This window comes from Citrobacter sp. CK188 (assembly GCF_030333525.1).
GTDB lineage: Bacteria > Pseudomonadota > Gammaproteobacteria > Enterobacterales > Enterobacteriaceae > Citrobacter_B > Citrobacter_B koseri.
Genome location: NZ_JAOWFU010000029.1, coordinates 71833 through 91754, shown reverse-complemented (window position 1 = coordinate 91754; position 19922 = coordinate 71833). Strand labels below are relative to the sequence as shown.

Annotated in this window: 20 protein-coding genes; 4 read left to right on the top strand and 16 right to left on the bottom strand. The window is 55.4% G+C overall.

Annotated elements, in window-relative coordinates; all coding sequences use genetic code 11:
• Positions 1–216: 216 nt before the first annotated feature.
• The 7 genes from dedD to pdxB all read right to left on the bottom strand — a co-directional run bounded on the left by dedD (position 217) and on the right by pdxB (position 7124).
• The gene (dedD, locus tag OGV67_RS05785) at positions 217–900 is read right to left on the bottom strand and encodes a cell division protein DedD (RefSeq protein WP_115614654.1); all 684 of its coding nucleotides are present in this window, start codon (positions 898–900) and stop codon (positions 217–219) included.
• Entirely contained in the window at positions 890–2158 is a 1269-nt protein-coding gene (gene folC / locus OGV67_RS05780) for a bifunctional tetrahydrofolate synthase/dihydrofolate synthase (protein ID WP_115614653.1), read from the bottom strand. Before folC ends, dedD begins: the two co-directional genes overlap by 11 nt.
• A 192-nt stretch (positions 2159–2350) precedes the next feature.
• Positions 2351–3265: an acetyl-CoA carboxylase, carboxyltransferase subunit beta gene (gene accD, locus OGV67_RS05775; protein ID WP_012131453.1), complete on the bottom strand. Its 915-nt coding sequence runs from the start codon at positions 3263–3265 to the stop codon at positions 2351–2353.
• Between the two features lie 152 nt (positions 3266–3417).
• Positions 3418–4077, bottom strand: coding sequence for a DedA family protein (locus OGV67_RS05770; RefSeq protein ID WP_012131452.1), 660 nt, complete (start codon positions 4075–4077; stop codon positions 3418–3420).
• A gap of 23 nt (positions 4078–4100) precedes the next feature.
• Positions 4101–4913 carry a tRNA pseudouridine(38-40) synthase TruA gene (gene truA / locus OGV67_RS05765; RefSeq protein WP_012131451.1) on the bottom strand — a complete coding sequence of 271 codons (813 nt, stop codon included), beginning with the start codon at positions 4911–4913 and terminating at the stop codon, positions 4101–4103.
• On the bottom strand, positions 4913–5926 hold the full coding sequence (locus tag OGV67_RS05760) for an aspartate-semialdehyde dehydrogenase (RefSeq protein ID WP_012131450.1): 1014 nt from the start codon (positions 5924–5926) through the stop codon (positions 4913–4915). The genes truA and OGV67_RS05760 overlap by 1 nt, the downstream gene beginning before the upstream one ends.
• A gap of 61 nt (positions 5927–5987) precedes the next feature.
• Positions 5988–7124 carry a 4-phosphoerythronate dehydrogenase PdxB gene (gene pdxB / locus OGV67_RS05755; protein ID WP_012131449.1) on the bottom strand — a complete coding sequence of 379 codons (1137 nt, stop codon included), beginning with the start codon at positions 7122–7124 and terminating at the stop codon, positions 5988–5990.
• A gap of 102 nt (positions 7125–7226) precedes the next feature.
• Between pdxB and flk the strand changes: the two genes are divergently transcribed.
• On the top strand, positions 7227–8228 hold the full coding sequence (flk, locus tag OGV67_RS05750; protein ID WP_049008705.1) for a flagella biosynthesis regulator Flk: 1002 nt from the start codon (positions 7227–7229) through the stop codon (positions 8226–8228).
• Here flk and OGV67_RS05745 read toward each other — a convergent pair.
• Positions 8225–9403, bottom strand: coding sequence for an MFS transporter (locus OGV67_RS05745; RefSeq protein WP_286465098.1), 1179 nt, complete (start codon positions 9401–9403; stop codon positions 8225–8227). The two genes, flk and OGV67_RS05745, sit on opposite strands and share 4 nt — an antisense overlap.
• Before the next feature lie 241 nt (positions 9404–9644).
• On the opposite strand from OGV67_RS05745, the gene OGV67_RS05740 reads away from it, so the two are divergent.
• The gene (locus OGV67_RS05740) at positions 9645–10169 is read left to right on the top strand and encodes a YqhG/Tai3 family protein (protein ID WP_012131446.1); all 525 of its coding nucleotides are present in this window, start codon (positions 9645–9647) and stop codon (positions 10167–10169) included.
• A 111-nt stretch (positions 10170–10280) separates the two neighbouring features.
• On the opposite strand, the gene fabB is transcribed toward OGV67_RS05740, so the two are convergent.
• On the bottom strand, positions 10281–11501 hold the full coding sequence (fabB, locus tag OGV67_RS05735) for a beta-ketoacyl-ACP synthase I (RefSeq protein ID WP_047462293.1): 1221 nt from the start codon (positions 11499–11501) through the stop codon (positions 10281–10283).
• Positions 11502–11659: 158 nt separating this feature from the next.
• Between fabB and mnmC the strand changes: the two genes are divergently transcribed.
• Positions 11660–13660, top strand: a complete 2001-nt coding sequence (gene mnmC / locus OGV67_RS05730; RefSeq protein ID WP_181899689.1) for a bifunctional tRNA (5-methylaminomethyl-2-thiouridine)(34)-methyltransferase MnmC2/FAD-dependent 5-carboxymethylaminomethyl-2-thiouridine(34) oxidoreductase MnmC1 — start codon at positions 11660–11662, stop codon at positions 13658–13660.
• A 68-nt stretch (positions 13661–13728) separates the two neighbouring features.
• On the opposite strand, the gene OGV67_RS05725 is transcribed toward mnmC, so the two are convergent.
• The 6 genes from OGV67_RS05725 to prmB are packed head-to-tail and all read right to left on the bottom strand — an operon-like array spanning position 13729 to position 18281.
• A complete protein-coding gene (locus OGV67_RS05725) occupies positions 13729–14007 on the bottom strand; it encodes a YfcL family protein (protein ID WP_047462286.1) in 279 nt (92 codons plus the stop codon).
• 32 nt (positions 14008–14039) lie between these two features.
• Positions 14040–14588 (bottom strand): elongation factor P hydroxylase, encoded by a 549-nt coding sequence (locus tag OGV67_RS05720; RefSeq protein ID WP_012131442.1) that lies wholly within the window; start codon positions 14586–14588, stop codon positions 14040–14042.
• The gene (locus OGV67_RS05715; RefSeq protein WP_012131441.1) at positions 14588–15397 is read right to left on the bottom strand and encodes a sulfite exporter TauE/SafE family protein; all 810 of its coding nucleotides are present in this window, start codon (positions 15395–15397) and stop codon (positions 14588–14590) included. The genes OGV67_RS05720 and OGV67_RS05715 overlap by 1 nt, the downstream gene beginning before the upstream one ends.
• Positions 15397–16221 carry a penicillin-insensitive murein endopeptidase gene (gene mepA, locus OGV67_RS05710; protein ID WP_012131440.1) on the bottom strand — a complete coding sequence of 275 codons (825 nt, stop codon included), beginning with the start codon at positions 16219–16221 and terminating at the stop codon, positions 15397–15399. Before mepA ends, OGV67_RS05715 begins: the two co-directional genes overlap by 1 nt.
• 3 nt (positions 16222–16224) lie before the next feature.
• Positions 16225–17310: a chorismate synthase gene (aroC, locus tag OGV67_RS05705; protein WP_012131439.1), complete on the bottom strand. Its 1086-nt coding sequence runs from the start codon at positions 17308–17310 to the stop codon at positions 16225–16227.
• 38 nt (positions 17311–17348) lie between these two features.
• Entirely contained in the window at positions 17349–18281 is a 933-nt protein-coding gene (prmB, locus tag OGV67_RS05700; RefSeq protein WP_012131438.1) for a 50S ribosomal protein L3 N(5)-glutamine methyltransferase, read from the bottom strand.
• 165 nt (positions 18282–18446) lie between these two features.
• Here prmB and smrB point away from each other — a divergent pair, with 165 nt between their 5' ends.
• The gene (smrB, locus tag OGV67_RS05695; RefSeq protein WP_012131437.1) at positions 18447–18998 is read left to right on the top strand and encodes an endonuclease SmrB; all 552 of its coding nucleotides are present in this window, start codon (positions 18447–18449) and stop codon (positions 18996–18998) included.
• A gap of 242 nt (positions 18999–19240) precedes the next feature.
• On the opposite strand, the gene sixA is transcribed toward smrB, so the two are convergent.
• Positions 19241–19726 carry a phosphohistidine phosphatase SixA gene (gene sixA, locus OGV67_RS05690; protein ID WP_047462281.1) on the bottom strand — a complete coding sequence of 162 codons (486 nt, stop codon included), beginning with the start codon at positions 19724–19726 and terminating at the stop codon, positions 19241–19243.
• Positions 19727–19922: the final 196 nt, after the last annotated feature.

Genomic DNA, 19922 nt, shown 5'->3' with positions numbered 1-19922 from the left:
TGTTCGGGGCGCATTCTAACAGAAAAAGAAAACGTTTGCGTAGGGATTTCCTTCCCGTGCGTAAATAAAAATGGCGCTGAAAAAATATTCAACGCCATCAAATTTTTTGCCTCTTCGGGCATTGCCGGATGGCGGTGCAAGCACCTTATCCGGCCTGGAAAACAGTGCACCGTAGGCCTGATAAGACGCGCAGCGTCGCCATCAGGCAGCAGTGGCTTAGTTCGGGCTGTAACCCATCACCACGCCACTCAAACCGGAGATCTGCTGTAACTCGCCAAGAGAATTTTTCAGCTTGTCTCTTGAGGCGTCAGGCCCGACGAGGATACGGGTTATTTTACCCTGTACCGGCGTTGACGGAGAAGTATATACCCGGAAGCCCGCGCCACGAAGTTTACCCACTATCTCATTGACCTTATCGGCATTTTTCAACGCCCCCAACTGCACAACGTACGCTTTACCCGTTGGCGCGGTTTTTTCTTCAGCAGCAGGTTTCGGCTCAGGCGCCGGTGTCGGCGTTGCCGCTACCGGTTGCTGCGGCTTCGGCTGTGGTTTCGGTTTTTCAACCGGTTTCGGCTTCGGCGGCTCAACAGGTGCGGGGACAGGATCGAAACTGGCGTTGTTTTCCGCAGCAAAACGGGAAGGGTCCAGAGACGGCGCTGCCGCATCTCCGGCACGCACCTCCTCAGCAGCGCCTTCAGGCGGCTGGGTCGGCAACGCCTGTGTTGCGGCTGGCATCATATCAGGCTCATCGCGATCGCCAGGCTTTGGCACCAGCGGGATCGCCGCAAACTCATCCTGATAGTGTTTTTTCTGCCCGTCGAGCAGCCCGGGAAGCACAATCACCCCGAGAGCGACCAGCACGATTGTGCCAACTAAACGATTCTGAAACTTACTCGCCACCGCTTCTCCCCGCGTCCATCACTTCCATGACATGTGCAACCGTGTGAAATGATCCACACACCAGCACGGTATCTTCTGGTTTCGCCTCTGCCAGCGCGGCATGCCACGCCAGCGCGACACTGTCATAGACAGTGCCTTTGCCCAGATGTTCCAGCAATTGCTCCGCCGTCGCGCCGCGAGGCCCTTCCAGCGGCGCGCAATACCAGTCGTCGACCACGCTTTTCAGCCAGGCTAATGTCCCTGCGATATCTTTATCATGTAGCATACCGATAACGGCAAGTATACGCCCGTTTTTCGGCAACATTTTCAGGCGTTCTGTCAGATATTCCGCAGCATGGGGATTATGTGCGACATCCAGAATCACCCGTGGCGATTCGCTCACTATCTGGAAACGACCGGGCAAAATCGCCCGGGCAATACCGTCACGAATCGCCTGCTCGCTGATGTTCAGCCCGCTGGCGCGCAGTGCCGCCAGCGCGGTGGCGGCGTTAGGCTGAGGCACCTGCGGCAGCGGAAGATTCGCCAGCGTACCTTCGCCGTCCGTAAACGACCAGCCGTCGCCCGTCACATCATAATGCCAGTCCACGCCGCGATGCTGTAACTGCGCCCCGGTTTCCTGCGCCACATCGGCGATGGTATACGGCATTTCCGGTTCGCCGACGATAGCCGGTTTTTCCGCCCGGAAGATCCCCGCCTTCTCACGCCCGATACTTTCGCGGTCCGGCCCCAGCCAGTCGGTATGATCCAACGCAATGCTGGTCACTACCGCAACATCCGCATCAACAATATTGGTCGCGTCCAGACGTCCGCCCAGCCCGACTTCCAGAATCACCACGTCAAGCTGAGCCTGCTTAAACAGCCACAGCGCCGACAGCGTGCCGTATTCAAAGTAGGTCAGAGAAATGTCTTCGCGCGCGGCCTCAATCTCGGCGAACGAGGCGGTATGAGCAGACTCCGGCAACTCGTTCCCCTGCACGCGAACGCGCTCGGTGTAGCGCACCAGATGCGGAGAACTGTAGACGCCCACTTTATAGCCCGCCGCCGTCAGCACAGACTCCAGCGTGCGGCAGGTCGTTCCTTTACCGTTAGTACCCGCCACCGTAAAGACAAACGGCGCGGGTTTCAGCACGCCCAGACGCGCCGCAACCCGGCTTACGCGTTCCAGGCCCAAATCGATAGTTTTACTGTGCAGGTTTTCCAGATAAGAAAGCCACGCTGCCAGGGGCGACGCGGCTTGGGGAATGCGTTTATTGTCCATGATGCCTGTAAATTTATTACGTTGAGAAAAGCAAAAGGCAGCGCCAGCTGGCCCTGCCCTTTTGTACTCGTCGTCTTTCAAGCTGCAGGTGTGTTGGCTGCTCTCGCTCACCCGAATCACTTGCCTGTGCAAGCTCATCGGGATTCGCTCTCTTGCCACCTTCCTGCAACTCGAAATCCATAGAGTAAATTATCAGGCCTCGGGTTCCTGATCGGGTACCGGCGGCACCACCTCGCCTTCGCGCGGCGCATCCGGGTTCGGCGCCGGAAGATTCATCAGCTTCGCCAGAACGCTTGCCAGTTTCAGGCGCATTTCCGGGCGGCGGACGATCATATCGATAGCGCCTTTTTCAATCAGAAACTCACTGCGCTGGAATCCCGGCGGCAGTTTCTCACGTACGGTTTGTTCAATAACACGCGGGCCCGCAAAACCGATTAACGCTTTCGGTTCTGCAATGTTGAGATCGCCGAGCATCGCAAAACTTGCGGAAACGCCGCCCATTGTCGGATCGGTCAACACGGAGATATACGGCAGACCACGCTCCTGCATTTTCGCCAGCGCAGCGGAGGTTTTCGCCATCTGCATCAGCGACATCAGCGCTTCCTGCATACGCGCGCCGCCGGAAGCGGAGAAGCAGATCAGCGGGCAGTTATCTTCCAGCGCCTGCTCAACGGCACGGACAAAACGCGCGCCGACCACAGACCCCATAGAACCGCCCATAAAGGAGAACTCAAACGCCGCCGCGACAATCGGCATATCGTGGAGCGTACCTTTCATCACCACCAGCGCGTCTTTCTCGCCGGTTTCCTTCTGCGCGGAAGCCAGACGATCTTTATACTTCTTGGAGTCGCGGAACTTCAGTACATCTTTCGGCTCAAGTTCGCTGCCCAGTTCCACAAGGCTTCCTTCATCTAACAGGCTATGCAGGCGATTGCGCGCCGACATGCGCATATGATGGTCACACTTCGGACAGACCTCAAGATTACGTTCCAGCTCAGCACGGTATAAAACCTGACCGCAGCTATCACACTTGGTCCACACCCCTTCAGGAATGCTTGCCTTGCGGGTGGGAGTAATGTTGCTTTTAATTCGTTCAATCCAGCTCATTAGTGACCTTTCTGCCTGAACCTTAGTCGTCAGCTTTGTTATCAGGAGCGCATAATGCCATTTTTGCCCCCAACAGACTATGAATGTTGCACATTAAAACATAACAGCCCGAAACTTTGGATAAAAAAGTGGTCGAACCGCTGAGTTACTTTCTATTTTGCGGCACGCGACGCAGCGCGCTTATGGCGAATGATTTCAACCACGCCTGGCAATATCGACACCACAATAATCCCTACGATCAGTAACTTAAGGTTATCCTGAATCATAGGGATCGTACCGAAGAAATACCCCGCATATGTGAAGAGCAGCACCCATAAAAGCGCGCCAATGACGTTATACGCGGCAAAATGGCGATAAGACATATGTCCCATACCCGCAACAAACGGCGCAAAGGTTCTGACAATCGGGACAAAACGGGCCAGAATAATGGTTTTTCCGCCATGCTTTTCATAAAACTGGTGAGTCTTATCAAGGTAACTGCGACGGAAAATTTTTGAATTCGGGTTACTGAATAACCGTTCGCCAAACAATCTGCCGATCGTGTAGTTCACCGCGTCGCCGACAATCGCGGCGATCAGCATTAACATCACCATAATATGTACGTTGAGATCGTTGGTTTCCAGCGACGCCAACGCGCCCGCCACAAACAGCAACGAATCCCCCGGCAGAAACGGCGTCACCACCAGTCCGGTTTCACAAAACAGGATCAGGAACAGAATGGCATATACCCAGACGCCGTATTCCGCGACCAGCTCCGCCAGGTGCACGTCAATGTGCAGGATAAAATCAATCAGAAAATAAATCAGGTCCATATTGATGCCTTATACGACTCAAATTAGTCCGCCAGAAACAGCGGGCCCAGTGGCGTTTTGGGAAGGTCAAACCGTTCCGGGTAATCAACCGCAACCAGGTACAACCCTTCCGCTTTCGCCGTTGCTGCTGAAAGCCGCCTGTCCTTCGCCGCCAGCAACTCTGCTATCCAGCTCTCCGGCTGGTTGTGGGCGCCTACTTCCATCAGGCTACCGACAATATTCCTGACCATATGATGTACAAAGGCATTGGCTTTGATATCGACCACCACATATGCACCGTGACGCGTCACGTTAATGTGCATCACGTTTCGCCACGGCGTACGCGACTGGCACTGTACCGCGCGAAACGAGGTAAAATCATTTTCACCAATCAGACACTGCGCCGCCCGGTGCATACGTTCCGCGTCCAGCGGCTCATAAAAGTGCGTAACCCCATGACCTAAAATCGCCGGGCGCAACCGATGATTGTAGATGATGTAGCGATAACGGCGAGCCGTTGCGCTAAACCGGGCGTGAAAATCCTCAGGTACAGCTTTAACCCAACGAACCGCGATGTCACCAGGTAAATTCGCATTTACACCCAGCGTCCATGCCGCGTCTTTACGCAACGCGGTGGTTTCAAAATGCACCACCTGCCCCGTTCCGTGTACGCCAGCATCTGTCCGCCCGGCGCAAAACACGTTAACAGGTTCGTTGGCAACCTGAGAAAGCGCCTTTTCCAGCTTTTCCTGAACGCTGCGCACTTCGTTCTGGCGTTGCCAGCCATAATATTTGCTGCCGTCGTACTCAATGCCCAGCGCAATTTTATAAACTGGCGGTTGTTCCACTGCTGACATCAGTACAGGTACTCCTGCACCAGTTTTTCTGCGGTTTTGACCGCCATCAGCGCGCCGCCAAAGCGAACGTTATCGGCCACCGACCAGAACTGAACCTGCTCCGGCATGCCATAGTCGTTACGCACACAGCCGACAGAAAGCTGCGGATTGCCAGACGCATCGCCCACCTGAGTCGGGAAGTCAGTCTCTTCAGACAGCACAATATCTTCGCCGCGAGAAAAGGCATCGCGCGCCTCTTCCGCCGCCAGCGGGCGCAGCGCTTCAAAACTGACCATTTGCGCATGGCCATAAAATACCGGCGACTGAATGCAACTGGCGGAAATCATCAGCCCGTCGTCCTGCAAAATCTTACGCACTTCGTCAACAATACGGCGCTCTTCGCGCACGCTGCCTTCACTGTCCGGCAGGAGCGGCAGCATGTTAAACGCCAGTTGACGACCAAAGAAATCATCTTCGTCAATAGGGATACCGTTGAGCAGTTTCGCGCTCTGACCGGCCAGCGCATCCACCGCTTTTTTCCCGTGCGCCGAGGCAGAAAGCAGGCTGGTGACGCTAATGCGCGACAGACCGCCTTCATCAATCAGCGGCTTCAGCGAGGCCAGCAACTGGCTGGTCAGGCTGTTGGCTACGGCGATCACATTGCGGTTGCGGTAATCAGCCAGCACAGACGGGTTCACTTCCGGCACCACTAATGGCACATCCGGTTCCAGGGCAAACAGGCCGCTGCTGTCGATCACCAGACAACCCGCATTGGTGGCTTCCTCAACCCATGCGGCAGAGGCTTCAGCGCCAGCGACAAAAAACGCCAGCTGCGCCTGCGTCCAGTCAAAATCAGCGACATCCTGCACAATGACCGACTTGCCGCTATAGCGCAGATGTTCGCCCGCACTTTCATTACGCGCCAGCGCATAAATCTCACCGACCGGGAACTGACGTTCAGCCAGCGTTTCGAGCAGGGCTTCGCCTACGGCGCCTGTTGCGCCCAGGATGGCAATGTTCCAGCCTTCAGACATGGTGGTTTACTCCAGAAATAGCAAAGCTCCCCGCGCTATGCAGGGAGCGACAAAAAGAATGTTAATGGGCCGGATGATGAACGGCGTTGAAACCGAGCTTATGCAGCAGCGTGGCGGCACTGGCATCGTCGCACATCACGTACAAGGAAGACCATTCACGGCGCTCAAGGTAATTCTTACGCAGCTTATCAAACTCGCCCGGAATTCCGGCGACTTTACGCAGTGGCGCATCATCGCGGCGCACATCATACACCAAATGCGCCAGCCTTTTCAGCGTCGGCTGATCCAGCGGGCCATGCAGCGTAATACGTCCAAACTCCGGCGCGGGTAGCAGCGTATCCAGCGCCACTTTTTGCGCCCGTCCGATAAACGTACTATAGGCTTCAAAGACCTGCGTGGTGCCGCGCGCCTTTCCTTCCAGGGTATAACCGGCAATGTGCGATGTGCCGATATCAATTTTTTCCAGCAGCGCCACGTTGAGATCGGGCTCCCCTTCCCAGACATCAAGCACCACGCTCAGCGACTGCCCGGCATTCAGGCGCGCCAGCAGCGCGGTGTTATCCACCACCGGGCCGCGACAGGCGTTAATCAGAATCGTCCCCGGCTTCAGCCGCCCGATCAGCGCCTCATCCGCCAGGTGCAGCGTCTTGTAAGGCCCCTCTTTATACAATGGCGTGTGGAACGTCAGAATATCCGCTTCCTGGACCAGCTCATCCAGCGAGCGGAAATCACCTTCATCGCCCCGGTCCGCACGCGGCGGATCGCACAGCAAAGTGCGAATGCCCAACGCTTCCAGCCTCGCCTGCAAGCGAGCGCCAACATTACCTACGCCGACAATCCCCACGGTGCGGTCGCTTAAAGCAAAACCGTCACGCTCCGCCAGCATCAGTAAAGCGGAAAAAACATATTCAACAACAGCGATAGCATTGCAGCCAGGCGCCGCTGAAAACCCCACGCCAGCCTGCTTAAGCCACGCCTCATCCACATGATCGGTTCCGGCGGTTGCGGTGCCGACAAATTTGATGGATTTCCCCCCAAGCAGCGCTTCATTCACTTTGGTGACTGAACGCACCATTAACGCATCCGCATCATCAAGTTCTGCAACGGGAATGGGGCGACCGGGAACCGCTTTGACCTCGCCCAGACGGCTAAATAATTCGCGGGCATAAGGCATATTTTCATCAACGAGGATTTTCACGTCTGCGTACCTGTTTGAGAACGAGAGTTAACCGGGCAAGTGTGCCATAATCTGGCCGCCAGGCATACTTTGCTAAGATTTATGGTTTAAGGATAAGTGATGATGCAACCCATTTCCGGTACTCCCGCACGCCCTCCCGGTGAAGGTCAGACTGCGCCTTCCGTTGCCGGAGAACAGCCGCTATCCACCCAGCAGCGCACGGTGCTGGAACGCCTGATTACGCGTCTGATTTCGCTGACGCAACAGCAAAGTGCGGAAGTCTGGGCCGGAATGAAACACGATCTGGGCGTAAAAAGCGACACGCCGTTACTGTCGCGTCACTTCCCCGCCGCAGAACAAAATCTCACGCAACGCCTGAGCGTCGCTCAGCAGAACCACGCGAATCGTCAGGTGCTCTCGCAGTTGACGGAATTATTGAGCCAGGGGAACAACCGTCAGGCCGTCAGCGATTTTATTCGCCAACAGTACGGTCAGACGGCGCTCAGCCAGTTAACGCCCGAGCAGTTAAAGAATGTGCTGACGCTACTGCAACAGGGGCAACTTTCCATTCCTCAGCCTCAACAACGTCCGCCAACCGACAGACCGTTATTGCCTGCCGAGCATAATACGCTCAACCAACTGGTGACGAAGCTGGCCGCCGCGACGGGCGAATCGGGCAAACTTATCTGGCAGTCCATGCTGGAACTTTCCGGTGTGAAAAGCGGCGAGCTGATCCCTGCAAAACAGTTCACGCACCTGGTCACCTGGCTGCAAGCGCGCCAGACCCTCAGCAACCAGAGCGCGCCCACCCTACAGACGCTACAGGCGGCGCTAAAACTGCCGCTGGAGCCGAATGAATTCACGGCGTTAAGAGATTACGCCCAGCAGACATATCAGGCGTTGCCGCATACAATTCTGACAACCGCTCAGGTTCAGGATCTGCTGAACCAGGTCTTCCTGCGCCGCGTTGCGCGCGAAAGAGAGTTAACCGAGCCGCATCACATTCAGCCGATATACAGCCCGTTCGCCCCGATGATTGAAACCATCAAATCCGTAACGGCGCGACCGGGGCTGATCTTTATCGCACTGGCGGTTGCCTTCATTCTGTTCTGGCTGGTGTCTTAACCCCGGCGAAACGACAGCAGCGCCACCACAATCCCCACGACGGCAGAGATCGCCCCGGCGAGGAACACGGAAGAGTAGCCGCACGAGGTGGCTAACAGCCCGGCCAGCGGACCGGTAACGCCGTAGGAGATGTCCTGAAACGCGGCATAGCCGCCAAGTGCCGTACCGCGTACCTGAGAAGGTACGCGCTTCACCACTTCAACGCCCAGCGCCGGGAAGATGAGCGAGCACCCTGCCCCGGTTAACGCCGCGCCCAATAGCGCAATCCAGGCCACAGGCGCCAGCCAAAGCAGCACCAGCCCTGCCGTTTCGACCAACAGGGACGCAACCGCCACCTTCACACCGCCAAAGCGATCCGGCATCCAGCCAAACAGCACGCGCATCAGCACGAAAGCGCCGCCAAACGCGGTCAACGTAAAACCGGCCATCGCCCAGCCTTTACTGGCGAAATAGAGTGAAATAAAGGTGCCGATAACGGCGAAACCAACCCCCTGTAGCGCCAGCCCCAGGCCCGGCTTCCAGATGAGGCCGACGACGCTCCACAGCGACGGACGTTCGCCCGCGTGCGCAGGTACTTTACGCACGGTGCCATTAAATGCCCAGGCCAGCAGCGGCAGCGCCATTGTCGTTCCTGCCAGCGCCGCAAAACCGTAATGGCTGTGAATCAGTAAACCAAGCGGCGCACCGGCAGCCAGCGCGCCGTAAATCGCCATGCCGTTCCACGACATCACTTTACCGGAGCGCGAAGGCCCTACCAGCCCCATCCCCCAGGTCAGGGTTCCGGTCAGTAGCTGGCTTTCGCCAAAACCCAGGATCAGTCGCCCGACGATCAGCAACGCGAATTTTACAGGTACAGAAACAGGTAACAACGCCGCCAACAGCCACGCGCCCCCCGCCAGCGCGCAGGCCAACATCCCCTGTAGCGCGGAACGTTTAGCACCATATTGATCGGCCAGTCGCCCAGCGTAACCACGGGTCAATACCGTTGCAAGGAATTGAATGCCCACCGCGATGCCGACCATCGTGTTGCCATAGCCCAGCTCATGGTGAACAAAAAGAGGGATTACAGGTAACGGTAAACCGACCGTCATATAGGTCAGAAAAACCGCAAAAGCGATACGAAAAAGCGAAAAATTCGCAGAAGGTGTTTTTTCTTTTTGGGATACAGCTGTCATGCGTTACTCCAGAATGCAGAGTAAGGCGAGGAAATGCCACGCCCCCTCCACCTGAGCATCAGGATTAAGGTGCGTTGGATAACGTTAAACGCTTACGCATTATCATGGGGATAATGTTGAGCGTGAAGTCTGCCTGTGGGAGACCGGGCTTGTCAACTTAGAAATCACAGCATTATTTGTCATTTCTGTCGAATTGAACACGGTTAAAACATACTGTCATTTTCTTTCAGGGAAAAAAGTAATGAAAGCGTTTCCTCTTATTACGCTTATCCTGTTGCTTTGCGGCTGCGCCACACCTCATCGCGATAGTACGCAGGATATTAACCAATTCTATCTCTCATGGATGAAAACATTCACAGAGGATCAGGATACCCCTCATGATAAGTCGGCATTAATGCAACGCTATGTCGCGAAAGAACTTATCAATCGCCTGACGCTAATTGATAACCTTTATGAGCAGGAAATCGTGGCGTCAGACTACTTTATGTACGTGCAGGACTACGCGCCGGAATGGATCGCTAAATTCCACGCAGGAACAGCCAGTGCTTTTTTGGGAGGTGAAAAAGTGGATGTATGGCTTGGCGATTCCGATACCCGCCTTATCCATTTAATGGTGTATACTCGCCGGGAAAATGGCCAATGGAAAATTTATCGGGTACGCGATCTTACCCACCAGTTTGAACACCCGATCTACGATGCAGGCGCTATTGCCCGCGCCAGGGCGTGGTCGGCAAAAGTCGCGCAGGAATACGAAAACAAGCAATAAAAAAAGGAGCCATTATCGGCTCCCCTGTAGGCCTGATAAGCGAAGCGCCATCAGGCAAACGTTGATGTCGGATAGCGGCGTAAACGCCTTATCCACCCAACGTCTTCAGATTTACGCTTTCAGCTTACGCATAACCAGCGTCGCGTTGGTGCCGCCAAAGCCGAAGCTGTTGGACATGACGGTCGTCAGTTCGCGATCGGTGGCTTCGGTTACGATGTTCAGACCTGCCGCTTGCTCGTCCATCTCTTCAATGTTGATGCTCGGCGCGATAAAGCCGTGTTCCAGCATCAGCAGCGAATAGATAGCTTCCTGCACGCCAGCCGCACCCAGAGAGTGACCGGTCATCGCTTTGGTCGCGGAGATAGCCGGGCTCTTATCGCCAAAGACTTCACGAATTGCGCCCAGCTCTTTCACGTCGCCTACCGGCGTAGAAGTACCGTGGGAGTTCAGGTAGTCAATCGGCGTGTCAACGCCGTGCATCGCCATCTGCATGCAGCGCACTGCGCCTTCGCCTGACGGTGCAACCATGTCAGCGCCATCGGACGTTGCGCCATAACCGACGATTTCCGCATAGATGTGCGCGCCGCGCGCCAGAGCATGTTCCAGTTCTTCAACCACAACCATACCGCCGCCGCCCGCGATAACGAAACCATCACGGTTCGCATCATAGGTACGGGAAGCTTTAGACGGATCGTCGTTGTATTTGGTGGACAGTGCGCCCATCGCGTCGAATTCACACGCCATTTCCCAGCACAGCTCTTCGCCGCCGCCGGCAAAGACGATGTCCTGTTTGCCCAGTTGAATCTGTTCAACCGCGTTGCCAATGCAGTGTGCAGAGGTCGCGCAAGCAGAGCTGATGGAGTAGTTCACGCCGTGGATTTTAAACGGCGTAGCGAGGCAGGCAGAAACGCCGGAGGCCATCGCTTTGGTCACTACATACGGGCCAACGGCTTTCAGACCACGCGGGCTACGCATGGCATCTGCGCCAAAGACCTGGAATTTCGGGGAGCCGCCGCCGGAACCTGCAATCAGGCCAACGCGCGGGTTATTCTGGTAAGTTTCTACAGAGAGACCCGCATCAGCAATCGCCTGCTCCATAGAAAGGTAAGCATAGATGGATGCGTCGCTCATAAAGCGCACTACTTTGCGGTCAATGAGGCCAGTGGTATCCAGTTTGACGTTACCCCAAACATGGCTACGCATGCCGGAGTCCTTCAGCTCCTGAGAGAAAGTGATCCCTGAACGTCCTTCACGCAGAGATGCCAGGACTTCCTGCTGGTTATTACCGATGCTGGAAACGATGCCCAGGCCAGTAATCACTGCACGTTTCATTCAATACCTCTGTAAGTCGCACTATTTTAAGATTCGACTCGCACAATAGCGTACACTTGTACGCCGAACAAGTCCGATCAGCCAATTAATATGGAAATTTGCGCCTCCAGGCGCACATCGCTAAGATCGTGACACTGCCTGTCAGACGAGTAACTTACGTGAAACAATACGCTATACAACCTGCCAACCTTGAATTCAACGCTGAGGGTACACCTGTTTCCCGAGATTTCGATGACGTCTACTTTTCCAATGATAATGGGCTGGAAGAGACGCGTTATGTTTTTCTCGGCGGCAATCAGCTTGAGGAGCGTTTTCCGCTGCACCCTCGCCCATTATTCGTGGTGGCGGAGAGCGGTTTCGGCACTGGCCTTAACTTCCTGACGCTCTGGCAGGCATTCTCGCAGTTTCGCGACGCTCACCCTGAGGCTACGCTACAAAGATTACATTTTATCAGTTTTGAAAAATTTCCCCTGACGCAGGCCGACCTCGCTTTAGCCCATCAACACTGGCCAGAGCTTGCCCCCTGGGCACAGCAGCTACACGCGCAGTGGCCGCTGCCGCTGGCCGGGTGCCATCGTCTGATTCTTGATGACGGTCGTGTGACGCTGGATCTCTGGTTCGGCGATATTAATGAGCTGACGGGGAAACTGGATGAATCCCTGAACCAGAAAGTGGACGCCTGGTTTCTGGATGGTTTTGCCCCCGCGAAAAACCCTGACATGTGGACGCAGAATCTGTTTTCCACCATGGCGCGACTGGCTCGCCCCGGCGGAACGCTGGCGACGTTTACCTCTGCGGGATTCGTGCGCCGGGGGTTGCAGGAGGCAGGGTTCACGATGCAAAAACGCAAAGGTTTTGGCCGCAAGCGTGAAATGCTTTGCGGCGTCATGGCGCACACGCTGACGTCCCCCTCCCCGACGCCGTGGTTCACCCGCAGCGGCAGCGCCAAACGAGACGTCGCAATCATCGGCGGCGGCATCGCCAGCGCGCTGCTGTCGCTGGCGCTTCTGCGCCGCGGCTGGCAGGTAACGCTCTATTGTTCAGATGAGCAGCCCGCGCAAGGCGCATCCGGCAATCGCCAGGGGGCGCTTTATCCCCTGCTCAGCAAACACGATGCGGCGATTAACCTCTTTTTCCCGAGCGCGTTTACGTTCGCGCGGCGTCTGTATGACGCGCTGCCGGTGACTTTCGACCATGACTGGTGCGGCGTCACGCAACTGGGCTGGGACGAAAAGAGCCAGCATAAAATCGATCAGATGCTGTCGCTGGCGTTGCCCGATGCGCTCGCAGTGGCTGTAGATCCAGACCAGGCGCAGCAGGAAACAGGCGTGGCGACACACTGTCGCGGAATAACGTATCCGGCTGGCGGCTGGCTGTGCCCCGCACAATTAACCGCTGCGCTGCTGGCGCTGGCTGCCACACAAGGGCTGCGGAGGCATTATACACACACGCTCACCGCCCTTTCGCGCCAGGCCACAGGCTGGCAGTTGCAATTTGCAGAGGGTAAGGCAGTTGAACATGAGGTGGTCGTGCTGGCAAACGGGCATCATATTAACCACTTTGACCAGACGCTTCCGTTACCGGTCTATTCGGTGGCTGGTCAGGTGAGCCATATCCCGACAACGCCTGCGCTTTCCGCATTACGCCAGGTGCTGTGCTACGACGGATACCTCACGCCGCAAAACCCTGCCACTCATCAGCACTGCATTGGCGCCAGTTACCATCGCGGCAGTGAGGAAACTGCCTATCGTGAAGACGATCAGCAGCAGAATCGCCAGCGCTTGATCGACTGCTTCCCGGATGCCGCATGGGCAAAAGAGGTTGATGTCAGCGAAAAAGCGGCGCGCTGTGGCGTACGCTGCGCCACGCGCGATCATCTGCCGATGGTCGGAAATGTGCCGGACTATGATGCAACGCTCGCACAATACGCCGCCCTTGCCAGACAGAAAGACGCCGCCGAACGCGCGCCGGTTTATCCTGATTTGTTTATGCTGGGAGCGCTCGGATCGCGCGGGTTGTGTTCAGCCCCGCTCTGCGCGGAAATTCTCGCGGCGCAAATGAGCGAAGAGCCCATTCCGATGGATGCTGACACGCTGGCGGCGTTAAACCCGAATCGTCTGTGGGTACGGAAGTTATTGAAGGGAAAAGCGGTGAAATAAGCCCATCCGTTGGATGAACGTTAACGCCATCCGGCAAGGTGAAAATGCCGGATGGCGACGCATCCGGCCTACGCGTTAATGGCCTTCTGGAACAGGTTATCCCACATTTCTTTCACTAACGCCTGGTCACGCGGCGACAACTCGCCTGCGCCAATCGCTTTTTCCAGGCTGCCGGTGACGTTGGCATACACCGCTTCTGCGGAATGGTCATCACCGCCTTCCAGTTCTGCAACTGCTAACGTCAGGTGGCCACGCAGATATCCGCTGGCAAACAGCTCGTCATCGCTTGCGTGCTCTACCATATCGTCAATTAATGCCAGAATGCGTGATTCAAACTCCGCGATCATCTTCTTTCCTCATTGTAAACGTGGCGTCGGCCTCAGTTGAGCGCTTCCGGCCACGGGAACTGTTCCGCCGTAATGTCAGGCGTGTGATAATAATTCTGTAACGCTTTAATAAACCGGGCCGGGCGTTCAGGAATGCCTTTTTCCAGGTACTCCATCACCTGGGCATGAACCCGGCGCTGAAATACCACGCGATCCGGTTCGAAGTCCCCTTCCAGATTGTCGCAACTGACGTTAAACGGATAACCCGCCGCCACGCAAAACAACCAGTCAAAGGCCTGCGGTTTCACTTCCACGTCTTCAAACTGGCTTTGGGTTTGCGCATCACGCCCATCCGGGCAATACCAGTAACCAAAATCCACCAGCTCACGACGCGCCTTTCCGGCAATACACCAGTGCGAAATCTCATGCAGCGCGCTGGCGTAAAAGCCGTGCGCAAAAACAATCCGGTGGTACGGCACGTCCGCATCAGCAGGAAGATAGACCGGTTCGTCATCGCCTTTAATCAGACGGGTATTAAAATCGTCGGCAAAGCAGCCGTTAAAAATATCAATTAGCTGTTGGTAATGATGCGTACTGTTCATTAGTTCATCCCCAGCAAGTGGAGAATCTCCTGTCCGTGGTTATCATAAAGTAGTTTGGCGCTCATCACCGCAGAGACGATGACAATCATCGGGCGAATGAGCTTCTGTCCTTTGCTTAACACCAGTCGTGAGCCCATACGAGCGCCCAGAAACTGGCCAATCAGCATCACGAAACCTGTCGCCCAAATGACTTTACCGCCAATGGCAAACAGCAACAGGCCGCCAATATTCGAGGTGGCATTCAACACTTTGGCATGGGCGGTGGATTTTGCCAGGTTGTACCCGCACAGCGTCACAAACGCCAGCGCGTAAAACGATCCGGCAGCCGGGCCGAAGAAGCCATCGTAGAATCCGACGCAGCCCCCGGCGACCAGCGCGAAAGGCAGGCCATAAAGCCGACGCTGACGATCCTCTTCGCCGAGTTTCGGCATCAACAGGAAATAAAGGCCAATACAAATAACCAGCACCGGTAAAATCTGCCGCAAAATGCTCGCCTGGACATATTGCACCAGTAACGCGCCGCTCATTGAGCCAATGAACGTCATCAGAATATTGAGTTTCTGATCGGCAAGATTAACCACTTTGCGACGAATGAAATAGATTGATGCGGAGAGTGAGCCGCCGCAGGCCTGCAATTTATTGGTCGCCAGCGCCTGTGCTGGCGACATGCCTGCCGCCATTAATGCAGGGATCGTTAATAAGCCGCCTCCCCCCGCCAGCGAATCAATAAATCCAGCCAGCATTGCCACGAAAAAAAGAACAATCAATAACAGCGGGGACACCATAAACAGATTTAAAAAATTGTCCATTAGAGTACATGCTCATCCAGTAGCGCCTGGCAGGAAGGCGGCAACGGTGGCGGTGTCTTCTTCTCAGGCTTTGTTGTTCCAGGTTCAGGAGGTTCAAACCAACTTTGTAGTTCTGCGCCGCATCCATCGCCAGGCGGAGGCAAAGGCTGATCTTCGCACTCCAGGCTGTCGGCAGGGCAACGTAATCGTACATGCATATGCGCACGATGCTGGAACCAGGGTCGCACTTTACGCAACCAGTCACGGTCGGTTCCGGCATCCAGGCATAACTGCTGTTTAATGGCAGGATTAACAAAAATACGCGTGACGTCGTTATCTTCCGCCGCCAGTTTGATCAGGCTGGAAATTTCCGGCTTCCACAGCGAAGGCACCACATGTTTGCCGTCGCGGGAGACCAGGTCAATTGCCTGAGGTCGCAGTAGCTGCGCCTGCGTCCAGCGTGTTTTCGGCAGTTGCAGAAAAATATCAACATCGAGCCCGGTCTGGTGGCTGGCATGTCCGCCGTTGAACCGCCCGCCCGCAGGCATCCCCATATCGCCGATCAACACCGTTCCAAACCCAAGGTTGCTGACCTGAGTGCTCAGTCGTTGAATAAACATCACGAGATCGGGATGACCAAAATAGCGGCGCTGATCGGTACGCATCACCTGATAGTGTTCGGACTGCACGGGAAGCGTGTCTGCCCCAACAATGCAGCCATTCGAAAAGCCGCCGATGGATTGCGCACTTCCGGGAACAGGATGCGTAATTTTCTGCCAGGGCGTCGCCGCCAGGCTGGCGCTGCTGACCAGAAGAGCCAGCAACGCGAGTGCCGTTTTTTTCATTGATTACCAGCGTGGAATATCAGTCTTTACATCCGCATTTTGCGCGCGCTGACGCAGAAGGTGATCCATCAGCACGATCGCCAGCATGGCCTCAGCGATCGGCACGGCGCGGATCCCAACGCACGGATCGTGACGCCCTTTGGTGATCATCTCGACTTCTTCACCAAAGCGGTTAATCGTACGTCCCGGCACCGTAATACTGGAAGTGGGTTTCAGCGCCATATGTGCAACAATTTGTTGCCCGCTGCTGATACCGCCGAGAATACCGCCCGCATGGTTGCTCAGGAAGCCCTCTTTGGTAATTTCATCGCGATTCTGGCTGCCTCGCAACGCGACCACATCAAACCCATCGCCAATCTCCACGCCTTTTACCGCGTTGATGCTCATCAGCGCATGAGCGATGTCCGCATCCAGACGGTCAAAGACCGGTTCGCCAAGCCCTGCCGGAACGCCGTTTGCCACGACGGTCACTTTTGCCCCAATCGAATCGCCCTCTTTCTTCAGGGCGCGCATCAGTTCATCCAGCGCGTCGATTTTATCTGGATCAGGACAGAAAAACGGGTTTTGTTCAACCTGCTGCCAGTCTTTGATTTCAAGCGGAATATCGCCCATCTGGGTCAGACACCCCTGAATGACGATGCCGTGTTTCTCCGCCAGATATTTTTTAGCAATCGCGCCAGCCGCGACGCGCATCGCCGTTTCACGGGCGGAAGAACGACCACCGCCACGGTAATCGCGCAGACCGTATTTCTGCTCGTAGGTATAGTCGGCATGACCCGGGCGGAAAACGTCCTTAATGGCGCTGTAATCCTGTGAACGCTGATCGGTATTTTCAATCAACAGGCCAATGCTGGTACCCGTCGTCACGCCTTCAAAGACGCCGGAGAGAATTTTCACCTGGTCCGGTTCACGACGCTGGGTCGTGTAACGCGAGGTTCCCGGACGGCGTCTGTCGAGATCGTGTTGCAGGTCGGCTTCCGTTAGCGGAATGCCCGGCGGAACGCCATCAACGATACAACCGAGCGCCAGCCCGTGTGATTCACCAAAAGTCGTTACGCGAAAGAGTTGTCCAAGTGTATTTCCTGCCATCACGGCTCCGTTATCGTTGTTGTGTTGTTGACCGTTGATTAATCTTTATAGATGCTGAAATGCTCGCGAGCCGCAATGAGCTGCGCTTTCGTCAGCATAAAGACGCCGTCGCCGCCGTTATCGAACTCCAGCCAGGTAAACGGTACATCGGGATATTGTTCTATCAGATGTACCATGCTGTTTCCGACTTCACAAATCAGAATACCGTCATCGGACAAGTAGTCCGGCGCGTTGCCCAGAATACGGCGGGTCAGTTTTAAACCGTCAGTGCCGGACGCCAGGCCCAGTTCGGGTTCATGACGATATTCATTCGGCAGATCGGACATATCTTCCGCATCAACGTACGGCGGGTTCGTCACAATCAGGTCATACTGCACTTTCGGCAGATCGCGGAACAGATCGGAGCGAATCGGCGTGACATGGTTGAGCAGACCGTGCTCTTCAATGTTGTGTTCGGTTACGGCTAACGCGTCGCTGGAGATATCAACGGCATCCACTTCCGCCTCCGGGAAAGCATAAGCACAGGCGATAGCGATACATCCGCTGCCGGTACACATATCCAGAATGTGGTGCGGCTGCTCGCTGATAAGCCCCGCGAAGCGGTTGTTGATCAGCTCGCCAATTGGCGAACGTGGCACTAATACGCGTTCATCAACATAGAATTCATGGCCGCAGAACCAGGCTTTATTGGTCAGGTAGGCCACAGGAATACGCTCGTTGACACGGCGAATGACCCGTTCAACAATGCGGTGACGTTCGCTGGACGTCAGGCGCGCGGTGCGCATGTCTTCTGGAATATCCAGCGGCAGATAAAGTGACGGCAGCACCAGCTGTACGGCCTCATCCCACGGGTTGTCCGTGCCGTGACCATACCAGATATTCGCCGCGCTAAACCGGCTTACCGCCCAGCGCAACATGTCCTGAATGGTATGCAGCTCACTCACTGCTTCATCGACGAAAATTTTATCCACGTATTCCTCCAGGGCATGCTCGCATTAAATTCGGCGGCTAGTTTGCCACGAAGACGGCGATAAATCAGCACTCACGCGGTGCCAGAGCGTGAAAATTGCGTTTTGGCTGAACGAATGTCCCCTGAGTCGGGTAAACTAACGCAAAATAAAAGATGAGACGTTCGAATGAAAAAGAAAACATCGCTCAGCGAGGAGGACCAGGCGTTGTTCCGGCAGTTAATGACCGGCACCCGCCAGATTAAGCAGGACACCATTGTCCACCGGCCGCAACGTAAAAAAATCACAGAAGTCCCGGTCAAGCGTCTGATACAGGAGCAGGCTGATGCCAGCCACTATTTCTCCGATGAATTTCAACCGTTATTGAATACGGACGGCCCGGTGAAATATGTACGTGCCGACGTCAGCCATTTCGAGCTGAAGAAAATGCGTCGGGGCGACTATTCGCCGGAGTTGTTCCTGGATTTGCACGGTCTGACGCAACAGCAGGCCAAACAAGAGCTGGGGGCGCTGATTGCCGCCTGTCGCCGCGAGCATGTCTTTTGCGCCTGTGTGATGCACGGCCACGGAAAGCATATTCTTAAGCAACAAACGCCGTTATGGCTGGCGCAACATCCGCACGTTATGGCCTTCCATCAGGCGCCAAAAGAGTACGGCGGGGACGCTGCGCTGTTGGTATTGATTGAAGTAGAAGAGTGGTTGCCGCCGGAGCTTCCCTGACAATGCCGATTGCCGGATGGCGGCGCAAGCGCCTTATCCGGCCTACGGGGTCAGTGCAGGCTATAGGCCTGATAAGCGAAGCGCCATCAGGCGCCTTATCCGGCCTACGGGATCAGTGCAGGCTGTAGGCCTGATAAGCGAAGCGCCATCAGGCGCCTTATCCGGCCTACGGAGTCAGTGCAGGCTGTAGGCCTGATAAGCGAAGCGCCATCAGGCACGGTATCCAACCGACGATAATAACGTTAAATCGCTTTTGCCATTTTCAGATTACACGGGCTCATCTGCCAGTTGAAAATCCCTTTGCCGCTTTCATCAAGCGTTACGCTGGCAATCGCAGATGTGGTGAACATTGGCGGCGTCTCGCCAGGACAGAGTTCAGACACCAGATATCCCACCAAAGGCAGGTGAGAGATCACTAACACCGATGCGACGCCTTCATTCGCCAGCGTCTGCAACCAAGCGCTGACCATACCGACATCGCCGCAAGGAGTAAGCTCCGGCAAAACGTCCACATTGCCAGGCAGGTTCATACACTCCCCTACCACATCCAACGTTTGTTCGGCTCGTAGAAACGGGCTCACCAGAACACGTTCGATATCCACTTTTTGACCTTTCAGCCAGTTCGCCATAAGGCGGGATTCGTCACAACCACACGAGGTTAAGGGACGAACCGAATCACTGGCGGCATCGAGGGCCGCGTCGCCGTGACGCATGATAAAAACTTGCATATTGCACCGCTTTTGTTAACCAGAATCACCCACATTCTTAGCAAAAACCCTGACGGGTATGATAAAAATGCGGTGGCCGGCATTGTGCCTTATCCATTCACCGAATGAAACGCTGTTTTTTACCTCAATGGCGTAAGTATAGTCAATCTTTGTTTACAAATTGACCACCACACAGTCATTCGGTGCGGTCTCGTCC

What these genes read in the sequence shown, in the direction of transcription:
- OGV67_RS05760 (WP_012131450.1), bottom strand. Translation starts at nt 5,926, where the DNA reads ATGTCTGAAGGCTGGAACATTGCCATCCTGGGCGCAACAGGCGCCGTA.
- flk (WP_049008705.1), top strand. Translation starts at nt 7,227, where the DNA reads ATGCAACCCATTTCCGGTACTCCCGCACGCCCTCCCGGTGAAGGTCAG.
- truA (WP_012131451.1), bottom strand. Translation starts at nt 4,913, where the DNA reads ATGTCAGCAGTGGAACAACCGCCAGTTTATAAAATTGCGCTGGGCATT.
- OGV67_RS05720 (WP_012131442.1), bottom strand. Translation starts at nt 14,588, where the DNA reads ATGAACAGTACGCATCATTACCAACAGCTAATTGATATTTTTAACGGC.
- fabB (WP_047462293.1), bottom strand. Translation starts at nt 11,501, where the DNA reads ATGAAACGTGCAGTGATTACTGGCCTGGGCATCGTTTCCAGCATCGGT.
- OGV67_RS05745 (WP_286465098.1), bottom strand. Translation starts at nt 9,403, where the DNA reads ATGACAGCTGTATCCCAAAAAGAAAAAACACCTTCTGCGAATTTTTCG.
- OGV67_RS05770 (WP_012131452.1), bottom strand. Translation starts at nt 4,077, where the DNA reads ATGGACCTGATTTATTTTCTGATTGATTTTATCCTGCACATTGACGTG.
- mepA (WP_012131440.1), bottom strand. Translation starts at nt 16,221, where the DNA reads ATGAAAAAAACGGCACTCGCGTTGCTGGCTCTTCTGGTCAGCAGCGCC.
- aroC (WP_012131439.1), bottom strand. Translation starts at nt 17,310, where the DNA reads ATGGCAGGAAATACACTTGGACAACTCTTTCGCGTAACGACTTTTGGT.
- accD (WP_012131453.1), bottom strand. Translation starts at nt 3,265, where the DNA reads ATGAGCTGGATTGAACGAATTAAAAGCAACATTACTCCCACCCGCAAG.
- OGV67_RS05715 (WP_012131441.1), bottom strand. Translation starts at nt 15,397, where the DNA reads ATGGACAATTTTTTAAATCTGTTTATGGTGTCCCCGCTGTTATTGATT.
- folC (WP_115614653.1), bottom strand. Translation starts at nt 2,158, where the DNA reads ATGGACAATAAACGCATTCCCCAAGCCGCGTCGCCCCTGGCAGCGTGG.
- smrB (WP_012131437.1), top strand. Translation starts at nt 18,447, where the DNA reads ATGAAAAAGAAAACATCGCTCAGCGAGGAGGACCAGGCGTTGTTCCGG.
- sixA (WP_047462281.1), bottom strand. Translation starts at nt 19,726, where the DNA reads ATGCAAGTTTTTATCATGCGTCACGGCGACGCGGCCCTCGATGCCGCC.
- OGV67_RS05740 (WP_012131446.1), top strand. Translation starts at nt 9,645, where the DNA reads ATGAAAGCGTTTCCTCTTATTACGCTTATCCTGTTGCTTTGCGGCTGC.
- OGV67_RS05725 (WP_047462286.1), bottom strand. Translation starts at nt 14,007, where the DNA reads ATGATCGCGGAGTTTGAATCACGCATTCTGGCATTAATTGACGATATG.